This window comes from Saccharibacillus sacchari DSM 19268, from assembly GCF_000585395.1.
Classification (GTDB): domain Bacteria; phylum Bacillota; class Bacilli; order Paenibacillales; family Paenibacillaceae; genus Saccharibacillus; species Saccharibacillus sacchari.
On sequence record NZ_KK073875.1, the window covers coordinates 4711645 to 4732228 of the forward strand.

At 51.2% G+C, this 20584-nt stretch carries 21 protein-coding genes; 7 read left to right on the forward strand and 14 right to left on the reverse strand.

Annotation, left to right across the window (positions count from 1 at the left end; all coding sequences use genetic code 11):
• Positions 1 to 21: 21 nt before the first annotated feature.
• The 5 genes from SACSAC_RS20405 to SACSAC_RS20425 form a co-directional block, all read right to left on the reverse strand.
• Entirely contained in the window at positions 22 to 1608 is a 1587-nt protein-coding gene (locus SACSAC_RS20405; protein WP_169833793.1) for an ABC transporter substrate-binding protein, read from the reverse strand.
• 21 nt (positions 1609 to 1629) lie between these two features.
• Positions 1630 to 2433: a class I SAM-dependent methyltransferase gene (locus SACSAC_RS20410; RefSeq protein ID WP_051507291.1), complete on the reverse strand. Its 804-nt coding sequence runs from the start codon at positions 2431 to 2433 to the stop codon at positions 1630 to 1632.
• 19 nt (positions 2434 to 2452) lie between these two features.
• On the reverse strand, positions 2453 to 3241 hold the full coding sequence (locus SACSAC_RS20415; RefSeq protein ID WP_037289744.1) for a Rossmann-like domain-containing protein: 789 nt from the start codon (positions 3239 to 3241) through the stop codon (positions 2453 to 2455).
• Positions 3238 to 4485: an ATP-grasp domain-containing protein gene (locus tag SACSAC_RS20420; RefSeq protein ID WP_037289746.1), complete on the reverse strand. Its 1248-nt coding sequence runs from the start codon at positions 4483 to 4485 to the stop codon at positions 3238 to 3240. Before SACSAC_RS20420 ends, SACSAC_RS20415 begins: the two co-directional genes overlap by 4 nt.
• 176 nt (positions 4486 to 4661) lie before the next feature.
• A complete protein-coding gene (locus SACSAC_RS20425; protein ID WP_037289748.1) occupies positions 4662 to 5153 on the reverse strand; it encodes a YflT domain-containing protein in 492 nt (163 codons plus the stop codon).
• A 206-nt stretch (positions 5154 to 5359) separates the two neighbouring features.
• Here SACSAC_RS20425 and SACSAC_RS20430 point away from each other — a divergent pair, with 206 nt between their 5' ends.
• Positions 5360 to 5806: a GNAT family N-acetyltransferase gene (locus SACSAC_RS20430; protein WP_037289750.1), complete on the forward strand. Its 447-nt coding sequence runs from the start codon at positions 5360 to 5362 to the stop codon at positions 5804 to 5806.
• On the opposite strand, the gene yfcE is transcribed toward SACSAC_RS20430, so the two are convergent.
• From yfcE to rnhA, 4 genes are all read right to left on the reverse strand, one after another.
• A complete protein-coding gene (gene yfcE, locus SACSAC_RS20435) occupies positions 5801 to 6370 on the reverse strand; it encodes a phosphodiesterase (RefSeq protein ID WP_037289751.1) in 570 nt (189 codons plus the stop codon). The two genes, SACSAC_RS20430 and yfcE, sit on opposite strands and share 6 nt — an antisense overlap.
• Positions 6371 to 6790: 420 nt before the next feature.
• Positions 6791 to 7204: a hypothetical protein gene (locus SACSAC_RS20445; protein ID WP_037289754.1), complete on the reverse strand. Its 414-nt coding sequence runs from the start codon at positions 7202 to 7204 to the stop codon at positions 6791 to 6793.
• A 24-nt stretch (positions 7205 to 7228) separates the two neighbouring features.
• Positions 7229 to 7897 (reverse strand): uracil-DNA glycosylase, encoded by a 669-nt coding sequence (ung, locus tag SACSAC_RS20450; protein ID WP_037289758.1) that lies wholly within the window; start codon positions 7895 to 7897, stop codon positions 7229 to 7231.
• Between the two features lie 215 nt (positions 7898 to 8112).
• Positions 8113 to 8757: a ribonuclease H gene (gene rnhA, locus SACSAC_RS20455; protein ID WP_037289761.1), complete on the reverse strand. Its 645-nt coding sequence runs from the start codon at positions 8755 to 8757 to the stop codon at positions 8113 to 8115.
• 467 nt (positions 8758 to 9224) lie between these two features.
• On the opposite strand from rnhA, the gene SACSAC_RS20465 reads away from it, so the two are divergent.
• Complete coding sequence (locus SACSAC_RS20465; protein WP_037289764.1) at positions 9225 to 10082, forward strand: polysaccharide deacetylase family protein; 858 nt, start codon at positions 9225 to 9227, stop codon at positions 10080 to 10082.
• 200 nt (positions 10083 to 10282) lie between these two features.
• On the opposite strand, the gene SACSAC_RS20470 is transcribed toward SACSAC_RS20465, so the two are convergent.
• The gene (locus SACSAC_RS20470; protein ID WP_037289766.1) at positions 10283 to 11575 is read right to left on the reverse strand and encodes a Gfo/Idh/MocA family protein; all 1293 of its coding nucleotides are present in this window, start codon (positions 11573 to 11575) and stop codon (positions 10283 to 10285) included.
• Positions 11576 to 11713: 138 nt separating this feature from the next.
• On the opposite strand from SACSAC_RS20470, the gene SACSAC_RS28805 reads away from it, so the two are divergent.
• The 3 genes from SACSAC_RS28805 (at position 11714) to SACSAC_RS20480 (ending at position 12562) form a co-directional block, all read left to right on the forward strand.
• Positions 11714 to 11854 (forward strand): MerR family DNA-binding transcriptional regulator, encoded by a 141-nt coding sequence (locus SACSAC_RS28805; RefSeq protein WP_084778239.1) that lies wholly within the window; start codon positions 11714 to 11716, stop codon positions 11852 to 11854.
• A gap of 45 nt (positions 11855 to 11899) precedes the next feature.
• Positions 11900 to 12250 carry a hypothetical protein gene (locus SACSAC_RS27335; RefSeq protein WP_051507292.1) on the forward strand — a complete coding sequence of 117 codons (351 nt, stop codon included), beginning with the start codon at positions 11900 to 11902 and terminating at the stop codon, positions 12248 to 12250.
• Between the two features lie 132 nt (positions 12251 to 12382).
• Complete coding sequence (locus tag SACSAC_RS20480; protein WP_037289769.1) at positions 12383 to 12562, forward strand: DUF554 family protein; 180 nt, start codon at positions 12383 to 12385, stop codon at positions 12560 to 12562.
• Between the two features lie 267 nt (positions 12563 to 12829).
• Here the strand turns inward: SACSAC_RS20480 and SACSAC_RS20485 are convergent, their stop codons facing one another.
• From SACSAC_RS20485 to SACSAC_RS20500, 4 genes are read right to left on the reverse strand one after another with little or no spacing between them, the layout of a single operon-like run.
• Complete coding sequence (locus tag SACSAC_RS20485; protein ID WP_051507293.1) at positions 12830 to 13771, reverse strand: family 43 glycosylhydrolase; 942 nt, start codon at positions 13769 to 13771, stop codon at positions 12830 to 12832.
• Between the two features lie 46 nt (positions 13772 to 13817).
• On the reverse strand, positions 13818 to 15497 hold the full coding sequence (locus tag SACSAC_RS20490) for a type 2 periplasmic-binding domain-containing protein (protein WP_037289771.1): 1680 nt from the start codon (positions 15495 to 15497) through the stop codon (positions 13818 to 13820).
• Between the two features lie 40 nt (positions 15498 to 15537).
• On the reverse strand, positions 15538 to 16407 hold the full coding sequence (locus SACSAC_RS20495) for a carbohydrate ABC transporter permease (RefSeq protein ID WP_037289773.1): 870 nt from the start codon (positions 16405 to 16407) through the stop codon (positions 15538 to 15540).
• A 16-nt stretch (positions 16408 to 16423) separates the two neighbouring features.
• Positions 16424 to 17218: an ABC transporter permease gene (locus SACSAC_RS20500; protein WP_342666480.1), complete on the reverse strand. Its 795-nt coding sequence runs from the start codon at positions 17216 to 17218 to the stop codon at positions 16424 to 16426.
• 505 nt (positions 17219 to 17723) lie between these two features.
• Between SACSAC_RS20500 and SACSAC_RS20505 the strand changes: the two genes are divergently transcribed.
• Positions 17724 to 19460 carry a sensor histidine kinase gene (locus SACSAC_RS20505; protein ID WP_037293392.1) on the forward strand — a complete coding sequence of 579 codons (1737 nt, stop codon included), beginning with the start codon at positions 17724 to 17726 and terminating at the stop codon, positions 19458 to 19460.
• Positions 19438 to 20169 (forward strand): response regulator transcription factor, encoded by a 732-nt coding sequence (locus SACSAC_RS20510; protein WP_037289777.1) that lies wholly within the window; start codon positions 19438 to 19440, stop codon positions 20167 to 20169. The genes SACSAC_RS20505 and SACSAC_RS20510 overlap by 23 nt, the downstream gene beginning before the upstream one ends.
• Positions 20170 to 20584 lie beyond the last annotated feature (415 nt).

Here is a 20584-nt window from a genome sequence, read left to right on the forward strand (position 1 = left end):
TACCTCCTTTTGCATTTTGCATTATGGGGATACAAATTTCAGATTTTCGTTCACCAGATTTTCAAACGGACGGAAGTGATCGACAAACCCTTCCAGGTTCCGGCTGATCGCCGTAATTTGCGAACGCGGATACAAGCTGATTACCGGAGCCTGTTCGGCCACATGCGCATTCACTTCCAAAGCCAACGCGTGCCTTGACGCTTCGTCGGACGCCTCGCTCAATTGCTGCAGCAGCTCGTTCGTCTTCGCATCGTCGAACCCGCCGTAATTACCGCCGCCCGTAGGCGCATACTGCCCGCTTAACAGCGTGAACGGCTCGCCGAACGTGCTCCAGGCTTCAATGAACGCATCCCATTCACCCGATTCCCGCGCAGTCTCGATCAGACTGTAGTCGCCATGCTGAACTTCGGCTTGAATGCCCAACTGGGTCCATTGATATTGCAAGGTCTCTCCCAGAGCACGATCGCCGCCCCAAGTCATCAGCTTGATGCTGAGCGGTTCTCCGTCCTTCATGCGAACACCGGAGCCATCCAACACCCATCCGGCTTCATCCAGCAGTTGACCCGCCCGATCCAAATCGTATCGCGTATATACGGCATTTCTCGCTTCGGCAAAAGCCGGATTGGAACTGAGCCACGTCGTCACCGGGAAACTTTGTCCTTCGGCAGCCTGAACGATCAGCTCTTCACGGTTGACGCTCCATGCCAACGCCTGTCTAACCTTTACATCTTGGAACTTGAGCCGGTTCAGGTTCAGATAAACCGTCTGCGTGTTCGAAGCCGGCGTAGTCGACAGGGTCACTGCTTCTTCGGCTTGCAGCTGCGAGATCGCCGATACCGGCATCTTTTGCGCGATATGGCTGTTTCCGCTCAACACGGACAGCATACGCGTCTGCTCGTCGCTGATCTGCTCATGCACGACGCGCGCAATGGTCGGCTTTGGCCCCCAGTAGTTTTCATTGATTGCCAGTTCCATCCGTTTTTGCGGTTCGAATGCAGTCACGGCATACATCCCGGTCAAATCCATATGTTCCACGGAATCGTAGGACGCCTCTGCATTGTGAATGAGTGTCTGGTAGGAAGATAAATTCAACGGTACGTCCATATTCGCGCGAGCCGTTTTGACTTGCAGCGTGGATTCGTCTATTGCGGAGAACGTCAAGTCCTGAATGTACGGCATAATTTGTTTGTCCAATTCGCGCGAACGCTCCAACGAAGCTACGACAGCCTCGGCGTCCAGCTTTTTCCCGCTCCAGAACTGCGCATTCGGCTTGAGCCGAATTTCCCAAGTCGCTGCATCCACGGCTTCGGCGCTGTCCGCCAAAATCGGTTGAATCTTCCCTTCCGCATCGGCTTTGAATAAAGTCTCTCCCGCGCCGATCGCCACTAAATAACTCGAAGTAAGCGGCTGCACCGGATCAAGCGCGGCGGCAATTTCCTGATCAGCGATGATCAGTTCTTCCGGGGCTTTGCTGTCGGTTTGCGAAGTCGGTTCATTCGTAGGAGCTGCACTTTCACTGCCTTCAGTCACAGGCTGATTGCCGCTGCATCCTGCCAAGATTAAGATCAGCAGCACAAGCATGGGCCAAATTATTTTTTTTCTATTCATAGAACTAACCCCCAACATGATTTATATGGCTTGAGCCAACACTTGAAGTCTTCTGCCCTGCAAGCTTTCTCCGAAAGCAAGCGGTTGATCCGCCTCGAAAGACCCGATATGCGGTGCAGGATGGTCAAACAATTGCAATAATCGGAACCCGCTTGTATGCAGATAATGAACCAGTTCCTGAGGAAACAAGAGCCGATGCTTCAGATGCTCCACAATAGGCTTCTGCCCCTCAAATTCCCAACTATAATCGCGCAGCAGAAGCTGATTGGGAAGATCGATCGAAAAACGAGTGCGCAGGGTTACCGCTTGCCTGTTATAGGTACGCTGATCCACAAGCTCTTCTTGCAGCCAACGCTGCCCTTCACGCGTAAGGAAAAAAGCCGCATTTCGCATATCCAAATACAGCAAGCCGCCTTCGTTCAAATGGTTGCGAAAGCTGCTCAAACTGGACTGCATCTGTTCATTCGTAAAATTGTATAAAAACGTGCTGCCTACGCAGGTTAGCGCATCAAACTTTTGATCAAGTTCGAAGCTTTCCTGATCGCCCTGCACAAAAGAAAGATGCGGGTAACGCGCTCTCGCCCATTGCAGCATCTCCTCCGATTGATCCAAGCCGGTTACGTCGTATCCCGCTTCATGCAGCCATGCCACTTCACGCCCCGGCCCGCATCCGATGTCCAGAACTTTCGAGCCCGCTTGGAATTCCTTCAACAGCTTATGCATAAACTGCGCCATGCCCGAATTTTCTTCTCCGTTAAACGTTAAATACAAGGCGGGGTTGGCATGCAGAAAGTTATCGCGATCCGCATTCATGCTGATGGTCATTGCGTATCTCCTTCCAAAATCAATCGTAGATAAACAACTCCGATGTTCCTCCGCTAAACTGCGTAAAAGGAAACGGCTCCGCCACAAGAGCACTTACTCCTTTGCCGTAAAAAGCTGCAACGACGGCGCTCCCGGTCTGGGCATAGACGGTTAACGGAATGCCCCGCTGCTTCACCTTTTCCAAGATCAGATCGAAGCTCCCGTTGCTTAACGTCATTCCGGTACAAACGACCCCGTCCGCCTGTTCCAACACGATGTTCATATCTTTCTCTACAGGCTGCCCCCACTGCGTATGTTCCATTTGCAAATCGCAGGGCAAGCAAATTCCTCCGCGCTGCACGATCGCCTCGACCAGCGGATTAACCACGCCGATCAGCGCAATCCGGCTGCCCGACGCGATCCGCGCAGTGTCGGCAATGTGTAGATCGCGCTGCTTGGCTTTTTCCAGAGGCGTACCGGGCTTGATCCCGATTACCGCTTTGCAGTTTGTACGATGCGGCCTTACCGCTCCCAAATAGGCGTCCATCGCAGCAATGCGAACGGGTAATCGATGATCCTGCAAAAGTTGCGCTACAGAGCGTCCCGAGCATTGTTCGGCCACTTCCCTGGTCAGCTGCTCGGGCATATGCGAACAAGCTCCAAAAGCTTCTTCGACGCGCAGCAGCACATAATGATTATGGTATTTGACGGAAGAGCCCGGAAATTGCGTAGTCTGGTACATGCTTACCGCTCCCGTAACGGTTAGCGCTTCCGGATCCGGACCGAACTCTTTGCGCAAAATGGCTTCCTGCAATCGAATCAGATTCATTTTGCGGCTCCGCCTTCTTCGAGATAATGAAGACGCACGCGGGATAAAGCACTTTCCGCATAACTTCTGGCCTCTTGTCCTTCAGGGTCGCAAGCGACCACATGGCCGAGATAACAAGCGTTATCAATAGGCTTGTTGACGAAACGGTTATACCCGTCGACGAACTGGAACCGAACGATTCGCGGATCGGACTCCAAAGTCTCTATGCCTTCCATCTGCGCGATTATGCCTTCGTGCGGAGGAACCAGGAAAGCGATCGCCGCACTTGCAGCGCCTTGATCCTGCTGCTTGAGCAGCGGCTTTTGACCGAGCGCAAGATCCGCGAACACTTCAAGCAAATCCAATCCCGTGACACGTTTCACAAGTTCAACAATATAATTGCCGGCCGTTCTCGGGTTGATCTCGACGATGCGCGGACCGTTTGCAGTCAACATGACTTCCGTATGCGCGATCCCGTGATCAAACCCGACTGCATGCAGCGCCTGTTCCACAAACTGGCGAACTTCTTGCGCTGTTTGTTCGTCTACTTTTGCCGGGAACATATGTCCGTTTTCAATAAAATAAGGAGTTCCCGTAACCGATTTATCCGTAATTCCCAGCGTATGAATATATCCGTCATAGCAAACAGACTCCACGCTGACTTCGGTTCCTTGCATAAATGCTTCCAACAATATGCGACGATCCCGCTCTTGGTCTCTGAAATTGAGCGAAAAAGCATCAAGCGCCTTATAGGCTGTATGTAACTCATCCGGATTGCGAATCAAATTGACAAAGGCGCTGGATGCCAGGTCAACCGGCTTGGCGACTAAAGGATAACCGATCTCTTCAGCTGCCGCCTTCGTTTCTTCCCAGCTGCGCGTGATTCGGTAAAGCGGATTGGCGAGTTTGGCTTGATCGAGCGACTCCCGCATTCGATATTTGTTCCGAACAAGCTCGACCGTATCCGGAAACGGGCAAGGGAGGGAAAAAGCCTTCGCTACTTCTCTAACCGTGTCGATGTAGTAATCGCATACCGTAATCACGCCGTCAAACGAATACGGGCGCAAAAATTCGATCAAGGCTGCGGGATCATTAGTCTCGGTAACCAGCACCTCATCGGCATGGGCAATAACGGGATGCGGCGGCTGGACGTCGGGTTCGCCATAGTGACCCAGCCTTCTTGTAACAAAGGTATACGAATGTCCTCTAGCTTTAAGCAGCGGCGGTAACAGATTCCCGCTCGCTCCAACCCAACTTTCAATCATCAATAAATGGGCCGTAACGTTCCCCTCCACTCTATTTCGTAATCATTACGATTATACAATACATACCATTCAAATTTAAGTCAATACATCCATAAAGATAAAAATGGCAAAAAAAAAAGACCGATGCGAGTGCATCGATCTTTTGATTTCGAAGATATGATCCTACTGTTCGGAAATTACTGGCTCGTATTCGCAGTCGTACCCAAAATGCTGCGAATGGCGCCGATGTCACCCGAGGTTTCTTCCAGCAGCAGCAGAATCGAACCTTGGCGAACCGCCTCGTCGTATTTCTCCGCCTCCGCTTCGTTGAAGCCCAGCGAAGTGAAATCGTCTTTCCAGCCGTGACCGCCGGAATACGTGTCGGAGCCGATAAAGCGGTGAGCCAACGGGCCTGCCGCCACATAAGGCCCGACATTAGTAAACTCGCTGTCACCCGACTCGGTAAAGGTATCGCGGATACTATGCAAAAATCCTTTGGATTCTTCCGGTTTCACGTTGGATTCGGGCGATTCGAGATTCGTGTCTTCGGCAATCTCTTCGATCGGGTTCGGGTCCTGTCCGACCACCGTAATTCGGTCGTTCCCTACTCCTTGCGCCTTCAGTTGATGAATCGCGTCAAGCGCGGCCTGTTCAGTCGGAAATACGCCTATAATCGTTCGATTCGTCATGATTTCGTCCTCCTGTCTCGTCCTGTTCTTGTAAAAGAGCTTCCTGCTTTCCTTCTCCCTATTAACCGCTTTCGCCTTGTTCTAACCGAACGGTTAAGCAAAGCAACCGAATCGAAGTCAACATAGATTTTTCTTGCCCTCTTGGTTATAATGAATCCTTGAATCGCAGAAATGCCCGCGAAAACGGATCAACAGGAGGACTTCCCATGAAAAATTTCAAGATCGTTACGATCGAAAACGAAAGCCAGCTGCAACGTTGCCTGGCTGTACGCCGGGAGGTCTTTGTCGAAGAACAGCAGGTACCCGAGGAACTGGAAGTCGACAGCTACGACCGCATGGATTCGACTGCCGGACACGTGCTGGTAGAAGCCCCGGACGGCGACGCGGCAGCCGGACGCTTCACGCCTTATCAGGACGGAGCAGCCAAAATGCAGCGAGTCGCGGTCCGCTCCGCTTATCGAGGTCAGGGACTGGGTCGAGTCTTGATGGACGGACTGGAAGACGAGGCGCGCTCGGCAGGATACGAGCGTGCTATCTTGGATAGTCAATGCCATGCCGAAGGCTTTTATCATTCCCTCGGATACCGCACGCTTCCCGGCGAGCCGTTCTATGACGCCGGTATTCTGCATGTACGGATGGAAAAAGAATTATAAGCCTGAATCAGCTTCGTTCAAATCAAGCCGAAGGAGTTCGGCTCCGTCCAATCCTTTGACGAGCAAGCCTTGTTCGTCCAGCAGTCCGTAGGAAGGCGGATAGCCTCCTTTGGGCAGCGATACCGACCCCGGATTGAACAGGTGAATGCCCGAGCGCGTCTCGGCTACCGGGATATGGGTATGCCCCTGCATGAAAACATCTCCCGCGAGCAAATCCGGCAGATGATCCATATGGTGATGATGTCCATGGGTCACGAACACTTTACGACTGCCTTGCAGCAAAACGGCATACTCGCCCATAATCGAAAATTCAATCAGCATTTGATCGACTTCCGCATCGCAGTTACCGCGAACGGCCAAGTCGATCTGCGCTTTTCGCGCATTGAGCAGGTTGGCTACTTCTTGAGGATCGTATCCGTCCGGAAGCGGATTGCGAGGGCCGTGGTAGAGCAAATCTCCGAGCAGAAGGATACGCTGTGCGCCTTCCCGGTCTGCCTGCTCCAAAGCTCGCTCCAATCCGGTCAAAGAACCGTGAATATCCGAAATGATTGCCAATTTGTTCATTGTTGTGATCTCTCCTTTTTGTACAGGTGCATGATTCTATGTTCATTATAAGCTGTGAGCTCAGGGAGGCGCTGCGCGAGGTGATACTCGGCTTGATTTTTGTTTTCGCATATCGTAATCAAGTAGTCAAGATGTACTTTTTGCAGCATTTTGACTTGAAAACTATTGTTTTGACAAGTGAAGTTGTAAGAAATGCAGTCTGCGAATCGATAAGGAAGTTTGGACATTGTGAAGTGTCGTATAAAAGGAACATCTGCGGAAATAAAGTCCTATCAAGAAAGGCTGTCGAGGTTAGCTCGACAGCCCGGATTGAACTTCCTGGATGATCCTTGTTTGAATGTGAAGCAAGGTCGAATACAACGTCGATTCTAACTGCTGCTTGAGTAAGAATCGGCATTATCCTTCGATTGTTTCTCTGCTCTATCCGCGGAAGGACCGAACGATAAAACGATGCTCGCGCTTGTCCAATACGGTTCCGTCTTCCAACGTAACAGCCTGGTCGTTATGTTTGATCATACGCGCTCGCGAGGCCAGCAACTTATTGCCTTGCCAGACCATGACTTCCGAGCGAAATAGGACGGCATGCTCAAACTGACGCATCGTTCTCATCACGTACCCTATCGAGTTTGGACGTCCCGCAGCCTGACGGCTTTCTTGCGGAAGGACGTCGATTTCACGGATTGACATAATATCTTTCATGCCGATCCGGACTCCGCCGGGGCTGAGTACAATGTATTGTTCTTTGTCGTTCCAGCGGATCAGGGTCCCGTAGCGCTTCGTCTGATACGGACCGCCGTTGTCGACAACCACTTTTTTTCCTACCCAATGTTTCAAAGCGCGCACCTCCGGGCAGTCGCTTTACAGCGACGGTATTTCCCAATTTATCGGCTGGATGCCGTGTGAATTCAAGTAATCATTCGTTTGTGAATAAGGCTTGCTGCCAAAAAATCCGCCTCTTGCCGATAATGGGCTTGGATGTACGGATTTCAGCACGGCATGACGATTGGCGTCAATCAACGCTTCTTTCTTCTGGGCGTGAGCCCCCCATAGAATGAAGACTGCCGGCTGTTCCCGCTCGCCTACTGCCCGGATTACAGCATCGGTAAAACGCTGCCATCCCAGCTTTTGATGCGAAGCGGCTTTACCGTCTTGCACGGTTAACACCGTGTTGAGCAATAATACGCCTTGCTCGGCCCAGTGAATCAAGTAACCGTGATCCGGTGCCGCAACCCCCAAGTCGGAGGTCAGTTCCTTATACATATTTCGCAGTGAAGGCGGAATTCGCACACCCGGTAAAACGGAGAAGCTTAGTCCATGAGCCTGTCCCGGTCCGTGATAAGGATCCTGACCAAGAATAACGGCTTTGACGGCGGCAAAAGGGGTTAGCTTCAACGCCTGAAACAAAAGCGGCTCCGGTGGATACACGGTATGCGTCCGGTATGCTTCCTCTACCCGTTGCATCAACTCCTCAAAATACGGCTGACGAATCTCGTCTTTCAGTACCTCATCCCAATCGTTGCCAAACATTCGCTTCGCTCCTTTCCAAATTTTCCGACACGGCATGAAAGAAATTCGTCCCGGCCTTCATTACCCCAAATTTGCGCGTACGCTCCGAACGCCCCAAAACGGTCAAAAAGCCGACTCTCGCGCGAACAAGAGCCGGCCTGGCGGTCCGGTAAACGTTAGAAATTATACTAGCACGTTTGGGTGTACGGCGCAATTTGGCAAGCGCTTCGGGACGCTTATTTTCTGCCATAGTCGGCTTTGATTTCGCCCCAATCCCGGGTCTCCCACTTCATGATCTTCGTGCTGTATGGATGCGTCTCCAGCCACTGAACCGCCCGATCGACCAGGTTCCACATTTCTTCAGTTGATTTATCGCGTGGCAGCGTTGAAGACACCCGTCGTTGCTTCACCCATTTCATGGCATTGACTGAGTCAGTGTAGATGGACTTGTCACTGCCTTCCTTTTGAATATGGGCGAGCGCATGCACGATGGCGAGAAATTCTCCGAGATTGTTCGTTCCCTTGGCAATCGGTCCGTGCGAGAATATCACCTCGCCGGTCGCCGTATCCACCCCCTTGTACTCAACGGGTCCGGGATTTCCGCGCGTTCCCACGTCTACCGAAATGCTGTTGTAGTCGATGTCGCCTGCCGGTTTGGCACCAGGCTTCGGGTTGCCCGCTTTCTTTGCGTTTCCGGCAGAGCCGGACCGTATGTACGGCTTGGCGCCTTCGGCATATGCTGCTTCTGCTGCGCTTCTCGATTCGAACGATTTGTATCTGGCGCCCGGAAATCCGTCCACCTGCGCCTTGCATTCTGCCCAGGTCGCGTAGACGCCGGGTTGTTGCCCCGTCCAGACCACGTAAAATTTTGACTTACTCATGCGCACCTCCAGCCTATTATGACGTTTTTGTGTAACACTTCATTATAAATGTTCCCCCGATGCAAATGCAACCGGGCTGCCTGTTTCCAAAGACCTAAAAACCGCATTCCCAAGCCGTTTTCAAACAAAATGATTGTGGAAACCTCACCCAATAGACTGGATTTTTCTTCTTGATCTGCGTCATAATAAAAAGGAAGCTTCACTTCCTTAGGCCGCCCTCGAAAGTCACGTATGCGTGGGAAGCAAGAAGACTGCGAGAAGAATTCGTTCCGGTGGCGTGTTGAAATCGAGAAAAGGATTGAATATTGAGCAGAATTTTCTCGATTTCAAAGGCGATCACTATCGTTCCTTCACTGAATTCTTCTGTCCGTCTTCTCGCTTCCAGCTACGTTGGGCCTCCTCGACACCTTAATAAAGCTTTGCTTCTTTCACCCCGATACGAAACCCGAATAACGGAGGGATTTCTAATGTTGACTTCGAAAAACCGATACAATCACAAATTTTTGATCGTTCATGCCGATGATTTTGGGATGTGCCATGCGACCAACCGTGCGATTCTGGATCTCTGGGAACGCCGCGCGATCACTTCGACGACGCTCATGGTCAACTGTCCCTGGGCTTTGGAAGCCGCTGCTGCCGCTTCATTTGATCCGAAGCTCGATATAGGCGTGCATCTGACGTCAACCAGCGAATGGGAGTTTTATAAATGGGGACCTGTGCTGAATCAGCCGGGTGCGGAGACATTAACGGACAAACAAGGACACTTCCCGCCGGATGCCGCGTATATGCCGGACGTCGATCCGGCTGTCGTGCGCGCAGAGATGAATGCACAGATTATGTTGGCAAAATCATGGGGTCTTGAGCCTACCCATCTGGATAACCATATGGGCAGTCTGCGCAATGTTCATCATGGGTTGTTGATCGAATTGGGCGCGGAACATGATTTGCCTGTACGGTTCTCGATCAATCCGGCTTATGCGACGGGAGACGAAGCCGAGATTTCGGCGCTTGCCCAAGAGCTCGGCGTGCTGCATCCGGATCAGGTTATCGGACTCCCGTTTACCTACGATGAGGATCAAGATTATACCTTTGCTCGGGATCATGTGATTGAGCTGCTGCGCGGACTTGAGCCGGGGATTACGGAAATGTTGTTCCATCCTTCGCTGGATACGGACGAGCTTCGGGCCATTACGGACAGTTGGCCGTCTCGTGTGTTCGACTACGATCTGTTCCAGGATGCGGAGGTTCGGCGCGCGATCGAGGAGGAAGGGATCGTGCTGATCGGCTGGCGGGAGTTGCGGGAGGTTCAGCGGGGGAAACGCTGAAGACACTATGCGGTAGGTAAGCTTGGGTGGCTGCGGGAAAAATTCGGTCAATACGCTGTCTCACTTGGAAAGCCTTCCGCTTTCCGCGTTCAAAGGCGTATTGACCTGAATTTTCCCTTACGCCTGTCGCTTGTAGTTTGACATCTTTTTGGGTATTAAAAAGCCGCAGGCGCTGCCCCTGCGGCTTTTATCATTCCGGATTATTTCGGCATCCGGACCAATTCGTCGACTTTCACCGCTCGACCTTGCGCGATCGAGATATTTGCCGCGATTCCGGTCAGAATCGAACGCGCTCCGTCGATATGGTTAGCAGCGCGGTTGAAGCGGTCATCGACGGGCTCGCCGAATAGATCGTTCAGCAGTACCGGATCGCCGCCGCCGTGGCCGCCTTCGGCTTCTTCGAATTCGGCTTTGTACGCTTCGCCGAACATCGGGAAGACGAGGATGTTCGCACCTTGCAGGGCGCCTTCAAGGGCCTTGTCGCCGCCGGAGTTGACGTAGGATTGCTCAACAACATTCGCCTCGATTCGGCCTTTCGTCCCGTTGAACGCGATCCGGTAGCCTTCCCACGGTAGATAAGCGTTGAGCGAATAGGTCAGCAAGGCACGGCTTTTATAGCGAACCGTGACGCTCATCGTGTCTTCGATCGAAATTCCATCGCTGAATACGCTCTGATCGCGTCGGTAACCGTCTTCGACTTCGGCGTCCAGGTACATCGCTTTTAGATGTTCGTTGTCGTCAAGCGTCAACGCAAACGGATCACCCTTGGCATTCGGATTTCCGGTGGCCCGGTCGTAGAATTTCGTCACGCCGCGTTTTTCCGCGTTTTCACGCCCGTAAAACAGCATATCGCCCATCGCGAACACCGTTTCCGGCTGCGAGCCGATCCAGAAATTGACGAGGTCGAAATGATGCGTCGATTTGTGTACCAGCAGACCGCCGCCGTTGCGCTTATCCCGGTGCCATCTACGGAAATAATCAGCGCCATGCTTCGTATTCAACAGCCATTCGAAGTGAACGGAAGTCACATCGCCGATTGTCCCGTCTTCGATTAGCTCACGAATTTTGGTATGATGCGGAGCATAGCGATAATTGAAGCTGACCCGCACATTCCGCCCTGTACGCTCGACGGCGTCGATGATCTCCTGACATTTTACCGCATCCGTCGTCATCGGCTTTTCCGTAATGACATCGCAACCCAATTCCATCGCCCGTATGATATACAGATGGTGAGTACGATCTACGCTGGTTACAATCACGCAGTCTGGCTTCAATTCATGGATCATATCGTCGAATCGGTCGCTGGTGTATGTTTTGACCTGCGGATAATCGTATTTTTCTTTTAGAATCCGATTGGAGTAATCCATTCGCACCGTATTGATATCGCAGAAAGCCAGCAGCTCCGACGTTTCTCGAAATTGGCTTGCGATCGCACCGTAGAAAAATTCCGCACGGCCGCCTGTACCGACCAACACATATGTTTTTTTACTCATTCCCTTGCTCCTCCTCTGCTTGCTCTTCTCGCATGTAAGCGTAACGCAAAATTCGCCGGGACTCTCCGCTTTTTATATGGTAATTTCCAGAACCCCGCTTATTTTGCTCACCCTCATAAAAAGGAGTCTATATGTATCATGAAAGAATGGTTTATTATCGGTGAAGTCTCCAAATTATTCGGCGTCAAAATTCCTACGCTTCGCTACTATAATGAAATTGGATTGCTATGTCCCGAGTATGTGGATCCCGAAACTCATTACCGTTATTATTCAACGTAGCAATTTGAACGACTTAATCTCATCAAGTATTTACGAGCGGTGAACATGCCTTTGCCTCAAATCTCGGCTTTTTTCGAATTGCGGGAAGTGGAAACAATGAAGACCTTACTGATCCGGCAGCAAACCGAAATCGCTACGCAAAGAATGTTGTTGGAGCGCATGGAGCGGAAGATCGCAAAGCGTCTGGAAGGTATCGAAGATGCGCTGCATCTCCCGCTAGACCGTATCGAGACGGTGACTTTACCGGAACGGCGCGTGCTTTATTTAAGACATAACTATGCAGCCAGTGACGATATCCAAGAAGGCCGACATGATCGATATGCCGGAATCTTTATGCTGCTGGAGGAGGAAGATCCGCAGTTTCCCGCCTCCTCCATATTTCCCGCTGGCACCTAGCTTCGTTTGCGTTTCCAAGGCACTCACCGCGAAGCTTCCCGTCTCTTCTTCACAGTGATTCGCTCTTGAACCTCTAGCTTAGCTACCGGAGACTTTAAGGTAAGAGATATCGACGGAAAAAGGAGAGGGCCTATGTTCGGAACGTTATTCAACGCAGGTATGATTGTGATGGGTTGCTTGATCGGTGGCATTCTGATCTTCAGTTCCGGGTTAAGCATTATGGGAATTAAAAAATTCAAATCCATGAATCTGCTCCCTGCCCTGCTTGTTCCACCCGTATTTTTTGCCGCAAAACATGTACTGGGCCTATAAAGTCAGCAACGCAAAAAAAGCGGACTTCAAAGATTTTGCAGTCCACAGTTTGTCGAGTAGGCACGAGAAGCGAACATACTACGAGAAAAATTCGCTCAAGACGCTGTCTCACTTGGAAAAATCGATTGAAAGTTTGAGTTGAAGTTTTCCAAGTTCAAAGGCGTCTTTCACTGAATTTTTCTCTCCGTCTGCTCGCTTCAGCTACGTTGGACTTACTCGACACGTTGTGGGCTGCAAATCTTTTGTAATCCGCTTTATTGTCACGTTTCAAAGCTGAAAATGGATCACCCCGGTCGTGGCTTCAAGCTGGATATGTTCGAAAGGACGCAATACGGGCTTTTCTGCTTCAAAATGAATCGGAAGGATCACGTAGCCGGATCGGTCGTACTCCTGCGCATTCCAACGATCGGAAACGTAAAGGAACTCGTTCTCAGAAAGTTTCAGGACGAATGCGGGTTGCGTGTCATACGTTGTCTCGTCGCCGAAATCGTGGAGCAGGCTCCAGTCTCCTTCCATAGAATCGGCGACGGCGTATTTACCTTGATTCGGCGCCCACCCGGTACAAAATGAAGAAAGCATGTAATACCGTCCGTTTCGTTTGAACACTGCCGGAGCTTCACGGTACTCGCCCTGCCACAATTTACGGATCAGGCGGTCGACATTGAGATAATCGTCGGCCAGCCGATACACGTGCAAATCCGCATTGTCTCTTGCTGCCGAGATGAAGTAGGCGCTGCCGTTGTCGTCCTGGAACAACGTGCAATCGCGCGACATATAGCCGTACGGATTGAAGCTTCCATGATAGACGAATCCTTCGTCGGGACGGTCAGAAGTGGCGATCGCGCAGGCGGCAGCCCGATAGTCTTTGCCGTTCTCGTAATGCGCCCACAGCACGAATTTTCGTGTAAGCTCGTTATACAGCACTTTGGGACGCTCCAGATTGATCTTGCTTCCGTCTTCGTTCGACAATCGTAAATCGGTTCGAACGCGGATCGGCTCGGTCTGCGTATTCACGGTCAAAATATGACTTCGGAATTCCCAATGGAACAGATCGGCGGAACGATAACAGGACACATAATTTTCTGCTCGGCGATCTTCACCGTACCAGTAATAAAAGCCCTTATACCACAGCATATGTCCGCCGTGGGCATGGATCGGTTCCCCTTGCTCGTCTGTCCACACTTCTCCGTTAACCAATCGGTTGGGCATCTGTATTCTCCTTTCGATCGTCTGATCCGGCCTGCCTATCCTTCTATTATTGCAGTCCCATTTTGCCCATTACTTCTTCGATGTTCGTTTTGCCGTACCAATCATTAATCTCTTGAGTGACCTGCTCCCCGCCTTTGGCATACCAATTTGTCACGAAGGTATCGTACGCTTCAAGCGGTTCGTTGCTGTAAATGATCTTGGTAAACGTTTCTTTTTCCATCGTGCTGAGTTGTTCCCATGAAGTCTGCATCGTCGGCGTCGGCGGGCCGTTGAACGCGCTAGGCAGCAGACTGTCGCGATTCTCATACGAAATCACATAGCCGTCCTTACTGGTCTGCTCGGCCGAATTCGAACGCAGCAGCACACCGTTCTCCGGTTCGACCCCGTTTGCCAGATCATAATAAGACTTACCCGCAGGATCGGCACTCGGCGTGTTCTTGGTAAAAGCCATCTTGCCTACGCCTTGCACGGCTTCCAACGGCTCATTGAATTTTTGCGGATCAAACACAGGCTTACCGTCTACGATATCGTAGTCATACCCCTGCGCGTAACCGTAAGTGAAATCGCCTGTCCCGAACGCCGCATCATAAAGTTTGTCATAGTACAGGAAGAAGGCTTCCATGTTGTTGAAATCTTTGTTGAACATAAAGTATCCGTCGTTCAGCTGTCCGGACTGATAGGTGGGTTCTCCGCTCACGCCTTGGATGGTCGGATAGGCTGCGATTTTTGCGCCGTCTACGTTCTTCTCGACGTCGCGCACGCTATCATACAGCCATGGACGACCGACGATGATTCCCGCTTTGCCTTCCGTAAAGTCAGCCAAAGCGTCCCATGCCCCAAGCGTTGCCAACTCCTTATTCAAATAACCCGCCGAGTACCAATCACGCAACTTCGCCAGTGCTTCCTTATTTTCTTCGACGACGGAACCGTACACCAGCTTACCGTCTTTTTCCTGCCATTGAGCCGGAATGTTTTTACCGGTGTACGCGCTGAAAATCATGACGGGATCGCTAACCCAACCGGTGTTATAACCGTCTTTGCCGGAAAAAGTGAAGCCGTACGTATCCTTTTTGCCGTTGCCGTCCGGGTCTTGGTTCGTGAACGCTTCGATGACCGTCTCGAATTCCTCGATCGTGGTCGGTGCTTCGAGATTCAGCTTATCCAGCCAGTCTTGGCGGATCAGCATCACTTCGCCTTCCGTAAGGTTGGGAGAGATCGCCAGTCCGTACACCTGCCCGTCGCGAACGACCGGATTGAAGGTGCTCGGATACTGCTTGTAGATTTCTTTTAAACGCTCGGGCATATATTGCTGGATGTCGGCTGATATTTCTTTGACCCTGCCGGATTCGATCAGATCGTTGGCGAGCGTCGTATCGTACACGGGAAACAGATCGGGCAGTTTTTCCGAACCCGTGAGCGCCAAACGCAGCTTGGTGTTGTAATTGGTCGAGTCGCCGCCGAGCAGCGTGGTTTGCGTGCGGATACCGAGATTTTCCGCCGCCCAACGGGTCAACACATTGTCGTCGACGCTTTCGCCGTCTTTGTATTTCCCGGCATTCTCGTCCAACTGCTTGCCGATCGCGATCGTCACGGGAGGATCATATTTGCCGTCTTTGAGCACGCCTGCCGCCGCAGACTCCGATTCGCCGCCCGAGCCGCAGCCTGCCAATAATCCCGTCAACATCGTTGCCGCTGCAAGCCATATGCCTGTTTTCTTTTTCAACATAAAATCCGCCCCTTTATTGATGAATGGATGGTGAACGCCGTTATTCCTTGACCGCGCCGAGCACAATGCCTTTGACGAAATACTTTTGCAGGAATGGATACACCGCGATAATCGGCACAGTGCTGATAAAAATCTGTGCGGCTTTGATACTTTGCTCCGACAACGCCGCCGCTTCCGACGGACTGAGCGCCACGTTCTGAGCCGAGTTTTGCACCACGACCGTTTGCAGGAAAGACGCGAGCGGATATTTTTCCGTCGTGGACATATACAGCAGCCCGTCGAACCAGGAGTTCCAATGGCCGACCATAATGAACAACCCGATCGTCGCGAGTCCGGGCAGCGACAGCGGCAGGTAAATCCGGGTAAAGATCACGAAAAACGAAGCGCCGTCGATAAACGCCGCTTCCTCCAGCGCTTTCGGAATCGTTTTAAAAAAGTTCATGATCAGGATCAGGTTATATGCACCGAACGCTCCCGGAAGCACCAGCGCCCAGATCGTGTCTTTGAGTCCCAGTTCGGAAATCAGGATATACGACGGAATCAATCCGCCGGAAAACAGCATCGTGAACACGAAGATCCACATTAAGGCGTTGCGTCCGCGAAAGTCTTTGGATAGCGCGTAGCCCGCCGTCGTGATCACGAACATGCCGATCAGCGTGCCGAGGACGGTGCGCATGATCGAGATCCACATCGAGCCCATGAAGTTACGGTTGTTGAACGTTTTGACATAGGCGTCAGTGTTGAATTCGACCGGCCAAAACGAGACCAGTCCCCCGTTGACCGCCGCCTTGCTGCTAAACGATTGCGCGAGCAGATGCAGCAGCGGCAAAAAGCAGGACAAGGCTACGACGATCAGCAAAATATGGTTGAATACCGAAAAGATCCGATACCCTTGCGATTTATGATACATCCGGCAGCCTCCTCGGTCAGAAAATTTTGTAGTTGGCGAATTTGTACGCGATCCGGTACGAAATCACGATCAGGATCAGGCTAATCCCCGATTTGAACAACCCGACTGCCGTACCGAAACCGTATTGCCCGTTGAGCAGCGAGGAGCGGTACACGTACGTATCGATAATATCGCCGGTGCTGTAGACCAGCGGATTGTACAGGTTGAAAATCTGATCGAAACCCGCGTCCAAGATTCCGCCCAGGCTGAGCGTCGCAATTACGATGATCATCGGCAGCATGCTCGGCAGCGTCACATGCCAGATTTGCTGCCAGCGGTTGGCGCCGTCGATCTCCGAAGCTTCGTAATACGAGGGGTCGATCCCGGCGATGGTCGCCAGGTACACGATCATGCCGAAGCCGAAGTTTTTCCACAAGTCGCTCACGATTACGGTCGGCCGGAATAAATTCGGATCGCCGAGGAAAAAGATCGGTTCGCTGCCGAACCAGCCTGTAATGATCCGGTTGATGCCGCCGTCGAGTCCGAGGATATCGATCATGATGCCCGCAATCGTGACCCAGGACAGGAAGTGCGGCAGATACACGAGCGTTTGGATACTTTTTTTCAGACCCGTCAATCGGATCTCGTTCAGTAAAATCGCCATAATGATCGGGACGACGATGCCTACGATGATCTTGATCACCGCAATAATCAAAGTATTCATAATGGCCTGCGTGGCTTCGTCATATTGAAAAATACGCTCGAAATTCTCCAACCCAATCCAGCGTGATCCGGTCATGCCCAGCCACGGCTTGTAATCTTGAAAAGCCATGACAAGCCCCACCATCGGCCCGTATGAAAAAATAAGCACGAACACGAGCGCCGGCAAACAAAGCAGATACAGCGGCCAGTGTTTGCGAATTTCGATCTTCCAGGGCGTTTTATGCGTTTTTTCTCGTTCTTTTACGCCCGCTTTCTCTCTTGGGACTTGCGCTAGTTTAGCGATACCCTAGACCCCCTTTTCTAGTACCTTATCAATTCTTAATCATAGGATTATGTTCGCCTGAAACCCACGCGCTTTAGGTGGATTTCAGGGGGCATAACCTTACTTTTAGCGTTGATAAGGTGCTGTTTCTCGTCGCGACGACTTCTGTCCTTTTTAGGCTAACAAAGAGTATCTCCGTAAAAAATGTCCCAATTTCAACATCGTAGCCCCATTCTCAACCTTTTTAAAAGCGCTTACAAATTTTCTTTTTATTTTGCCCGCTGCCCTTTATGATAGAATCAGGCTCCACATACAGAACTTACGAATGGATTGCCGTTGGGAAGTGAACAAGATGCAAAAGGTCGATATGAAGCGATTTATTTATTTTTTCGTATTTTTTCTGCTGCTGACGTTGAGTTTGTTTTTCGTGATGAACACGTTGGATTCCCGCACCATTCAGCAAAGTCTGGTCTCTAACGCCAAAAACCAGGTCAGCTACGCGGAAAGTGTCGTCGACGATATGTTGTATGAAGCGAGCATGTACGGCATTCAGTATACCGCCGACAGCTCCGTGCGCTTTTACCGTCAACAGATTCGCGAATTGGACAGCTATAACGCCCAGATGAAAAAAAACGCTTTGGTGGAACGTATGGACAATGCCCTGCTTTCCAACCAGTCGATTGAATCGCTTGCCGTGTATTGGAAACAAGAACATGCGATGATTGCCACCAGACAAGACCCTCTCGCCTACGAGATTTACGGATCGGTAGAGAAGCGCGGCTGGCAAATGGTCAATGGGAACCTCTACTATTTCTCGTTATATCCTTACATACGCGAACCTCGCACGCCCGATGAGATTCAATACGTGGTCGGCGTCAAACTGAAAATGGACTATCTGCGCAATGTGCTGAAAAAGTCGTTCAATGAAGGCGGTTCCGAAGCTTTTTTCCTGGTTGGAGACGGGCCTACGATCAGCAATGGCCCCTTAGTGGAAGGCATAGCGAATCAAGCGCGCGAGACCGTTGCTCCCGACCCGAAGGAGATTCTCAAATTCGACTATGCCTCGGGCCGCGAAGATTATTTCGTTTTGTCCAAGTATATCGAACCGATCGATACGTATCTCGTCACCTACACGCGCACCAGCGATCTATTGGAGCCGCTTAACCGCAATCGGCAAATGTTTGTCGGAAGTATCATGGCGGTGCTGCTGATCGGATTGATCGTGATCGGCATCTTTTACCGTAACTTTTATCGGAATGTTCAGCTTCTGCGGAATCGGTTCCGTCAGGTCGAACGAGGCGACTACGGCGTACGAATCGGCAGTATCCCCGGTGCGGCCAGCACGGAATTTGGCACGCTGTTCGGCGGCTTCGATCATATGGTGGCGCGTACCGAAAGTCTGCTCGAATCGCTCAAGACAGAGACCGATCTCAGGCGCAGCGCGGAAATGAAGCAGCTTCAAGCACAGATCAATCCTCACTTTTTATACAACAGCCTATTTTTCATCATGTCGATGGCCCGCAGCTCGCCGGAAGCGGTTATTCGCATGAGCAAGCATCTGGCCGAATATTACCGTTATCTGACCCGGCTCGGCTCGGAAAGTATCACGCTGGAAACGGAACTTGAACTGGCGGATCATTACCTAGGCATCATGGCGCTGTGCAAAACGATGGAATACGAGATCATACTGCCTGATTTGCTCAAAAAACAACCGATCATGCCGCTGATTATCCAACCGATCGTGGAAAACGCCATTTTGCACGGGATCGAGGAACGTCAAGGTGCGCACCGGGTATCGATTGTCGTCGAACCTGCCGATACGGGAGCCGTCATTACGGTAGCCAACGACGGACGCGGCCTGACTGCGGAAGAATTGCATCAGCTCAAACAAGACGTGGCAAACGCCGAACCACCATCGGGAAGCGGAGGCGTCGGACTTTGGAATATTGAAAAGAGACTCAAAAATGCTTATGGAGACGCGGGAAACCTGGAGTTTGCCGTCAACGAATGGGGAGGGCTTTCGGTGTCCGTACGCATCGAATTCGCCGCTCAAGAAGGAGGAAACTATGGAGTTATTGATCGTGGATGACGGGCAGTATGTCGTGGAATACCTGAAGCATCTGCTGGATTGGAAAAAGTTCGGGATGGAGCATGTGGAAACGACGACCAACCCTGCCGAAGCGCGTGCTCTGATCGACAGCGGCCGTTTCAATCTGGTGATCAGCGATATCCGCATGCCGGAGATTTCGGGACTTGATTTACTGGAACATATCTATGAGAGCCGACTACATACGAAAGTGATTTTCCTGTCCGGCTATTCGCAGTTCGATTACGCGCAAAAGGCGATTCGTTTCGGCGCGCTGGATTATTTGCTGAAGCCGGTGGACCAGCGCGATATGGAGACCGCAATGACGCAGGCGACCAAGCATTTACAGGAACATGACCCAAGCAAATACGATCAGCCGGAGCCTAAAGTGTCCCCGCAAAACGTAGTTCGCGTGATTCAAGCGTATATTGCCGACCACCTGGGCGAACCGCTGAGCCTGGAAGACTTGGGACGAATTGTGCATCTGCATCCCGTGTACCTCTCGCGTTTGTACAAACAGGAAACGAGCGAAAACCTGTCGACTCATATTCTGGGCATGCGCTTGGAACGCTCGGCACGGCTGCTTGAAAACTCGACGCTGCATGTGGTGGATATTGCGCGAATGGTTGGATACCGGAAGCCGCAGTATTTTATTAAATTGTTCAAGGAGAGATACGGGACGACGCCTTATCAGTATCGGCGAGGCGGATAAAAGGAGGGGGAAGCTGGGCGGCTGCGGGAGAAATTCGCATCTAGCTTCGTGAAGGATAAGAAAGAAGACAACAGAGAAAAGGAGATGTAATGGCGGTATCCAGTTTGGGTCTTATTACACAAAAGAATAAAAAATTACATGCAAAACCGAGAAAATTGTGACGAAAAGTCAGTATTTTCTCGGTGAATAGTGCAATTTCGAAAAAATGTTGACGTTTTGTGCAGATTTTCTTTTTAAAAAGGTTCAAAGGGCTCTTTTTATCGGAAAATGTGTGCAAAAAGTCAACATCGATTGGAATTCGTAGCTTTTTATAGGCGAAAAGTGATCAAAACGACCACATTTTGCAAGGTGATTAAGGCATATATGCAAACTCCAACGGAAGAAAATTGAGCTGAGTTTGCTTACATGCGATAGT

What these genes read in the sequence shown, in the direction of transcription:
- SACSAC_RS20430 (WP_037289750.1), top strand. Translation starts at nt 5,360, where the DNA reads ATGAAAAATTTCAAGATCGTTACGATCGAAAACGAAAGCCAGCTGCAA.
- SACSAC_RS20505 (WP_037293392.1), top strand. Translation starts at nt 17,724, where the DNA reads ATGCAAAAGGTCGATATGAAGCGATTTATTTATTTTTTCGTATTTTTT.
- SACSAC_RS20470 (WP_037289766.1), bottom strand. Translation starts at nt 11,575, where the DNA reads ATGAGTAAAAAAACATATGTGTTGGTCGGTACAGGCGGCCGTGCGGAA.
- SACSAC_RS20500 (WP_342666480.1), bottom strand. Translation starts at nt 17,218, where the DNA reads ATGGCTTTTCAAGATTACAAGCCGTGGCTGGGCATGACCGGATCACGC.
- SACSAC_RS20485 (WP_051507293.1), bottom strand. Translation starts at nt 13,771, where the DNA reads ATGCCCAACCGATTGGTTAACGGAGAAGTGTGGACAGACGAGCAAGGG.
- SACSAC_RS20465 (WP_037289764.1), top strand. Translation starts at nt 9,225, where the DNA reads ATGTTGACTTCGAAAAACCGATACAATCACAAATTTTTGATCGTTCAT.
- SACSAC_RS27335 (WP_051507292.1), top strand. Translation starts at nt 11,900, where the DNA reads ATGCCTTTGCCTCAAATCTCGGCTTTTTTCGAATTGCGGGAAGTGGAA.
- SACSAC_RS20490 (WP_037289771.1), bottom strand. Translation starts at nt 15,497, where the DNA reads ATGTTGAAAAAGAAAACAGGCATATGGCTTGCAGCGGCAACGATGTTG.
- SACSAC_RS20405 (WP_169833793.1), bottom strand. Translation starts at nt 1,608, where the DNA reads ATGAATAGAAAAAAAATAATTTGGCCCATGCTTGTGCTGCTGATCTTA.
- SACSAC_RS20425 (WP_037289748.1), bottom strand. Translation starts at nt 5,153, where the DNA reads ATGACGAATCGAACGATTATAGGCGTATTTCCGACTGAACAGGCCGCG.
- SACSAC_RS20415 (WP_037289744.1), bottom strand. Translation starts at nt 3,241, where the DNA reads ATGAATCTGATTCGATTGCAGGAAGCCATTTTGCGCAAAGAGTTCGGT.
- SACSAC_RS20410 (WP_051507291.1), bottom strand. Translation starts at nt 2,433, where the DNA reads ATGACCATCAGCATGAATGCGGATCGCGATAACTTTCTGCATGCCAAC.
- yfcE (WP_037289751.1), bottom strand. Translation starts at nt 6,370, where the DNA reads ATGAACAAATTGGCAATCATTTCGGATATTCACGGTTCTTTGACCGGA.
- rnhA (WP_037289761.1), bottom strand. Translation starts at nt 8,757, where the DNA reads ATGAGTAAGTCAAAATTTTACGTGGTCTGGACGGGGCAACAACCCGGC.
- SACSAC_RS20510 (WP_037289777.1), top strand. Translation starts at nt 19,438, where the DNA reads ATGGAGTTATTGATCGTGGATGACGGGCAGTATGTCGTGGAATACCTG.
- ung (WP_037289758.1), bottom strand. Translation starts at nt 7,897, where the DNA reads ATGTTTGGCAACGATTGGGATGAGGTACTGAAAGACGAGATTCGTCAG.
- SACSAC_RS20480 (WP_037289769.1), top strand. Translation starts at nt 12,383, where the DNA reads ATGTTCGGAACGTTATTCAACGCAGGTATGATTGTGATGGGTTGCTTG.
- SACSAC_RS20420 (WP_037289746.1), bottom strand. Translation starts at nt 4,485, where the DNA reads ATGATTGAAAGTTGGGTTGGAGCGAGCGGGAATCTGTTACCGCCGCTG.
- SACSAC_RS28805 (WP_084778239.1), top strand. Translation starts at nt 11,714, where the DNA reads ATGAAAGAATGGTTTATTATCGGTGAAGTCTCCAAATTATTCGGCGTC.
- SACSAC_RS20495 (WP_037289773.1), bottom strand. Translation starts at nt 16,407, where the DNA reads ATGTATCATAAATCGCAAGGGTATCGGATCTTTTCGGTATTCAACCAT.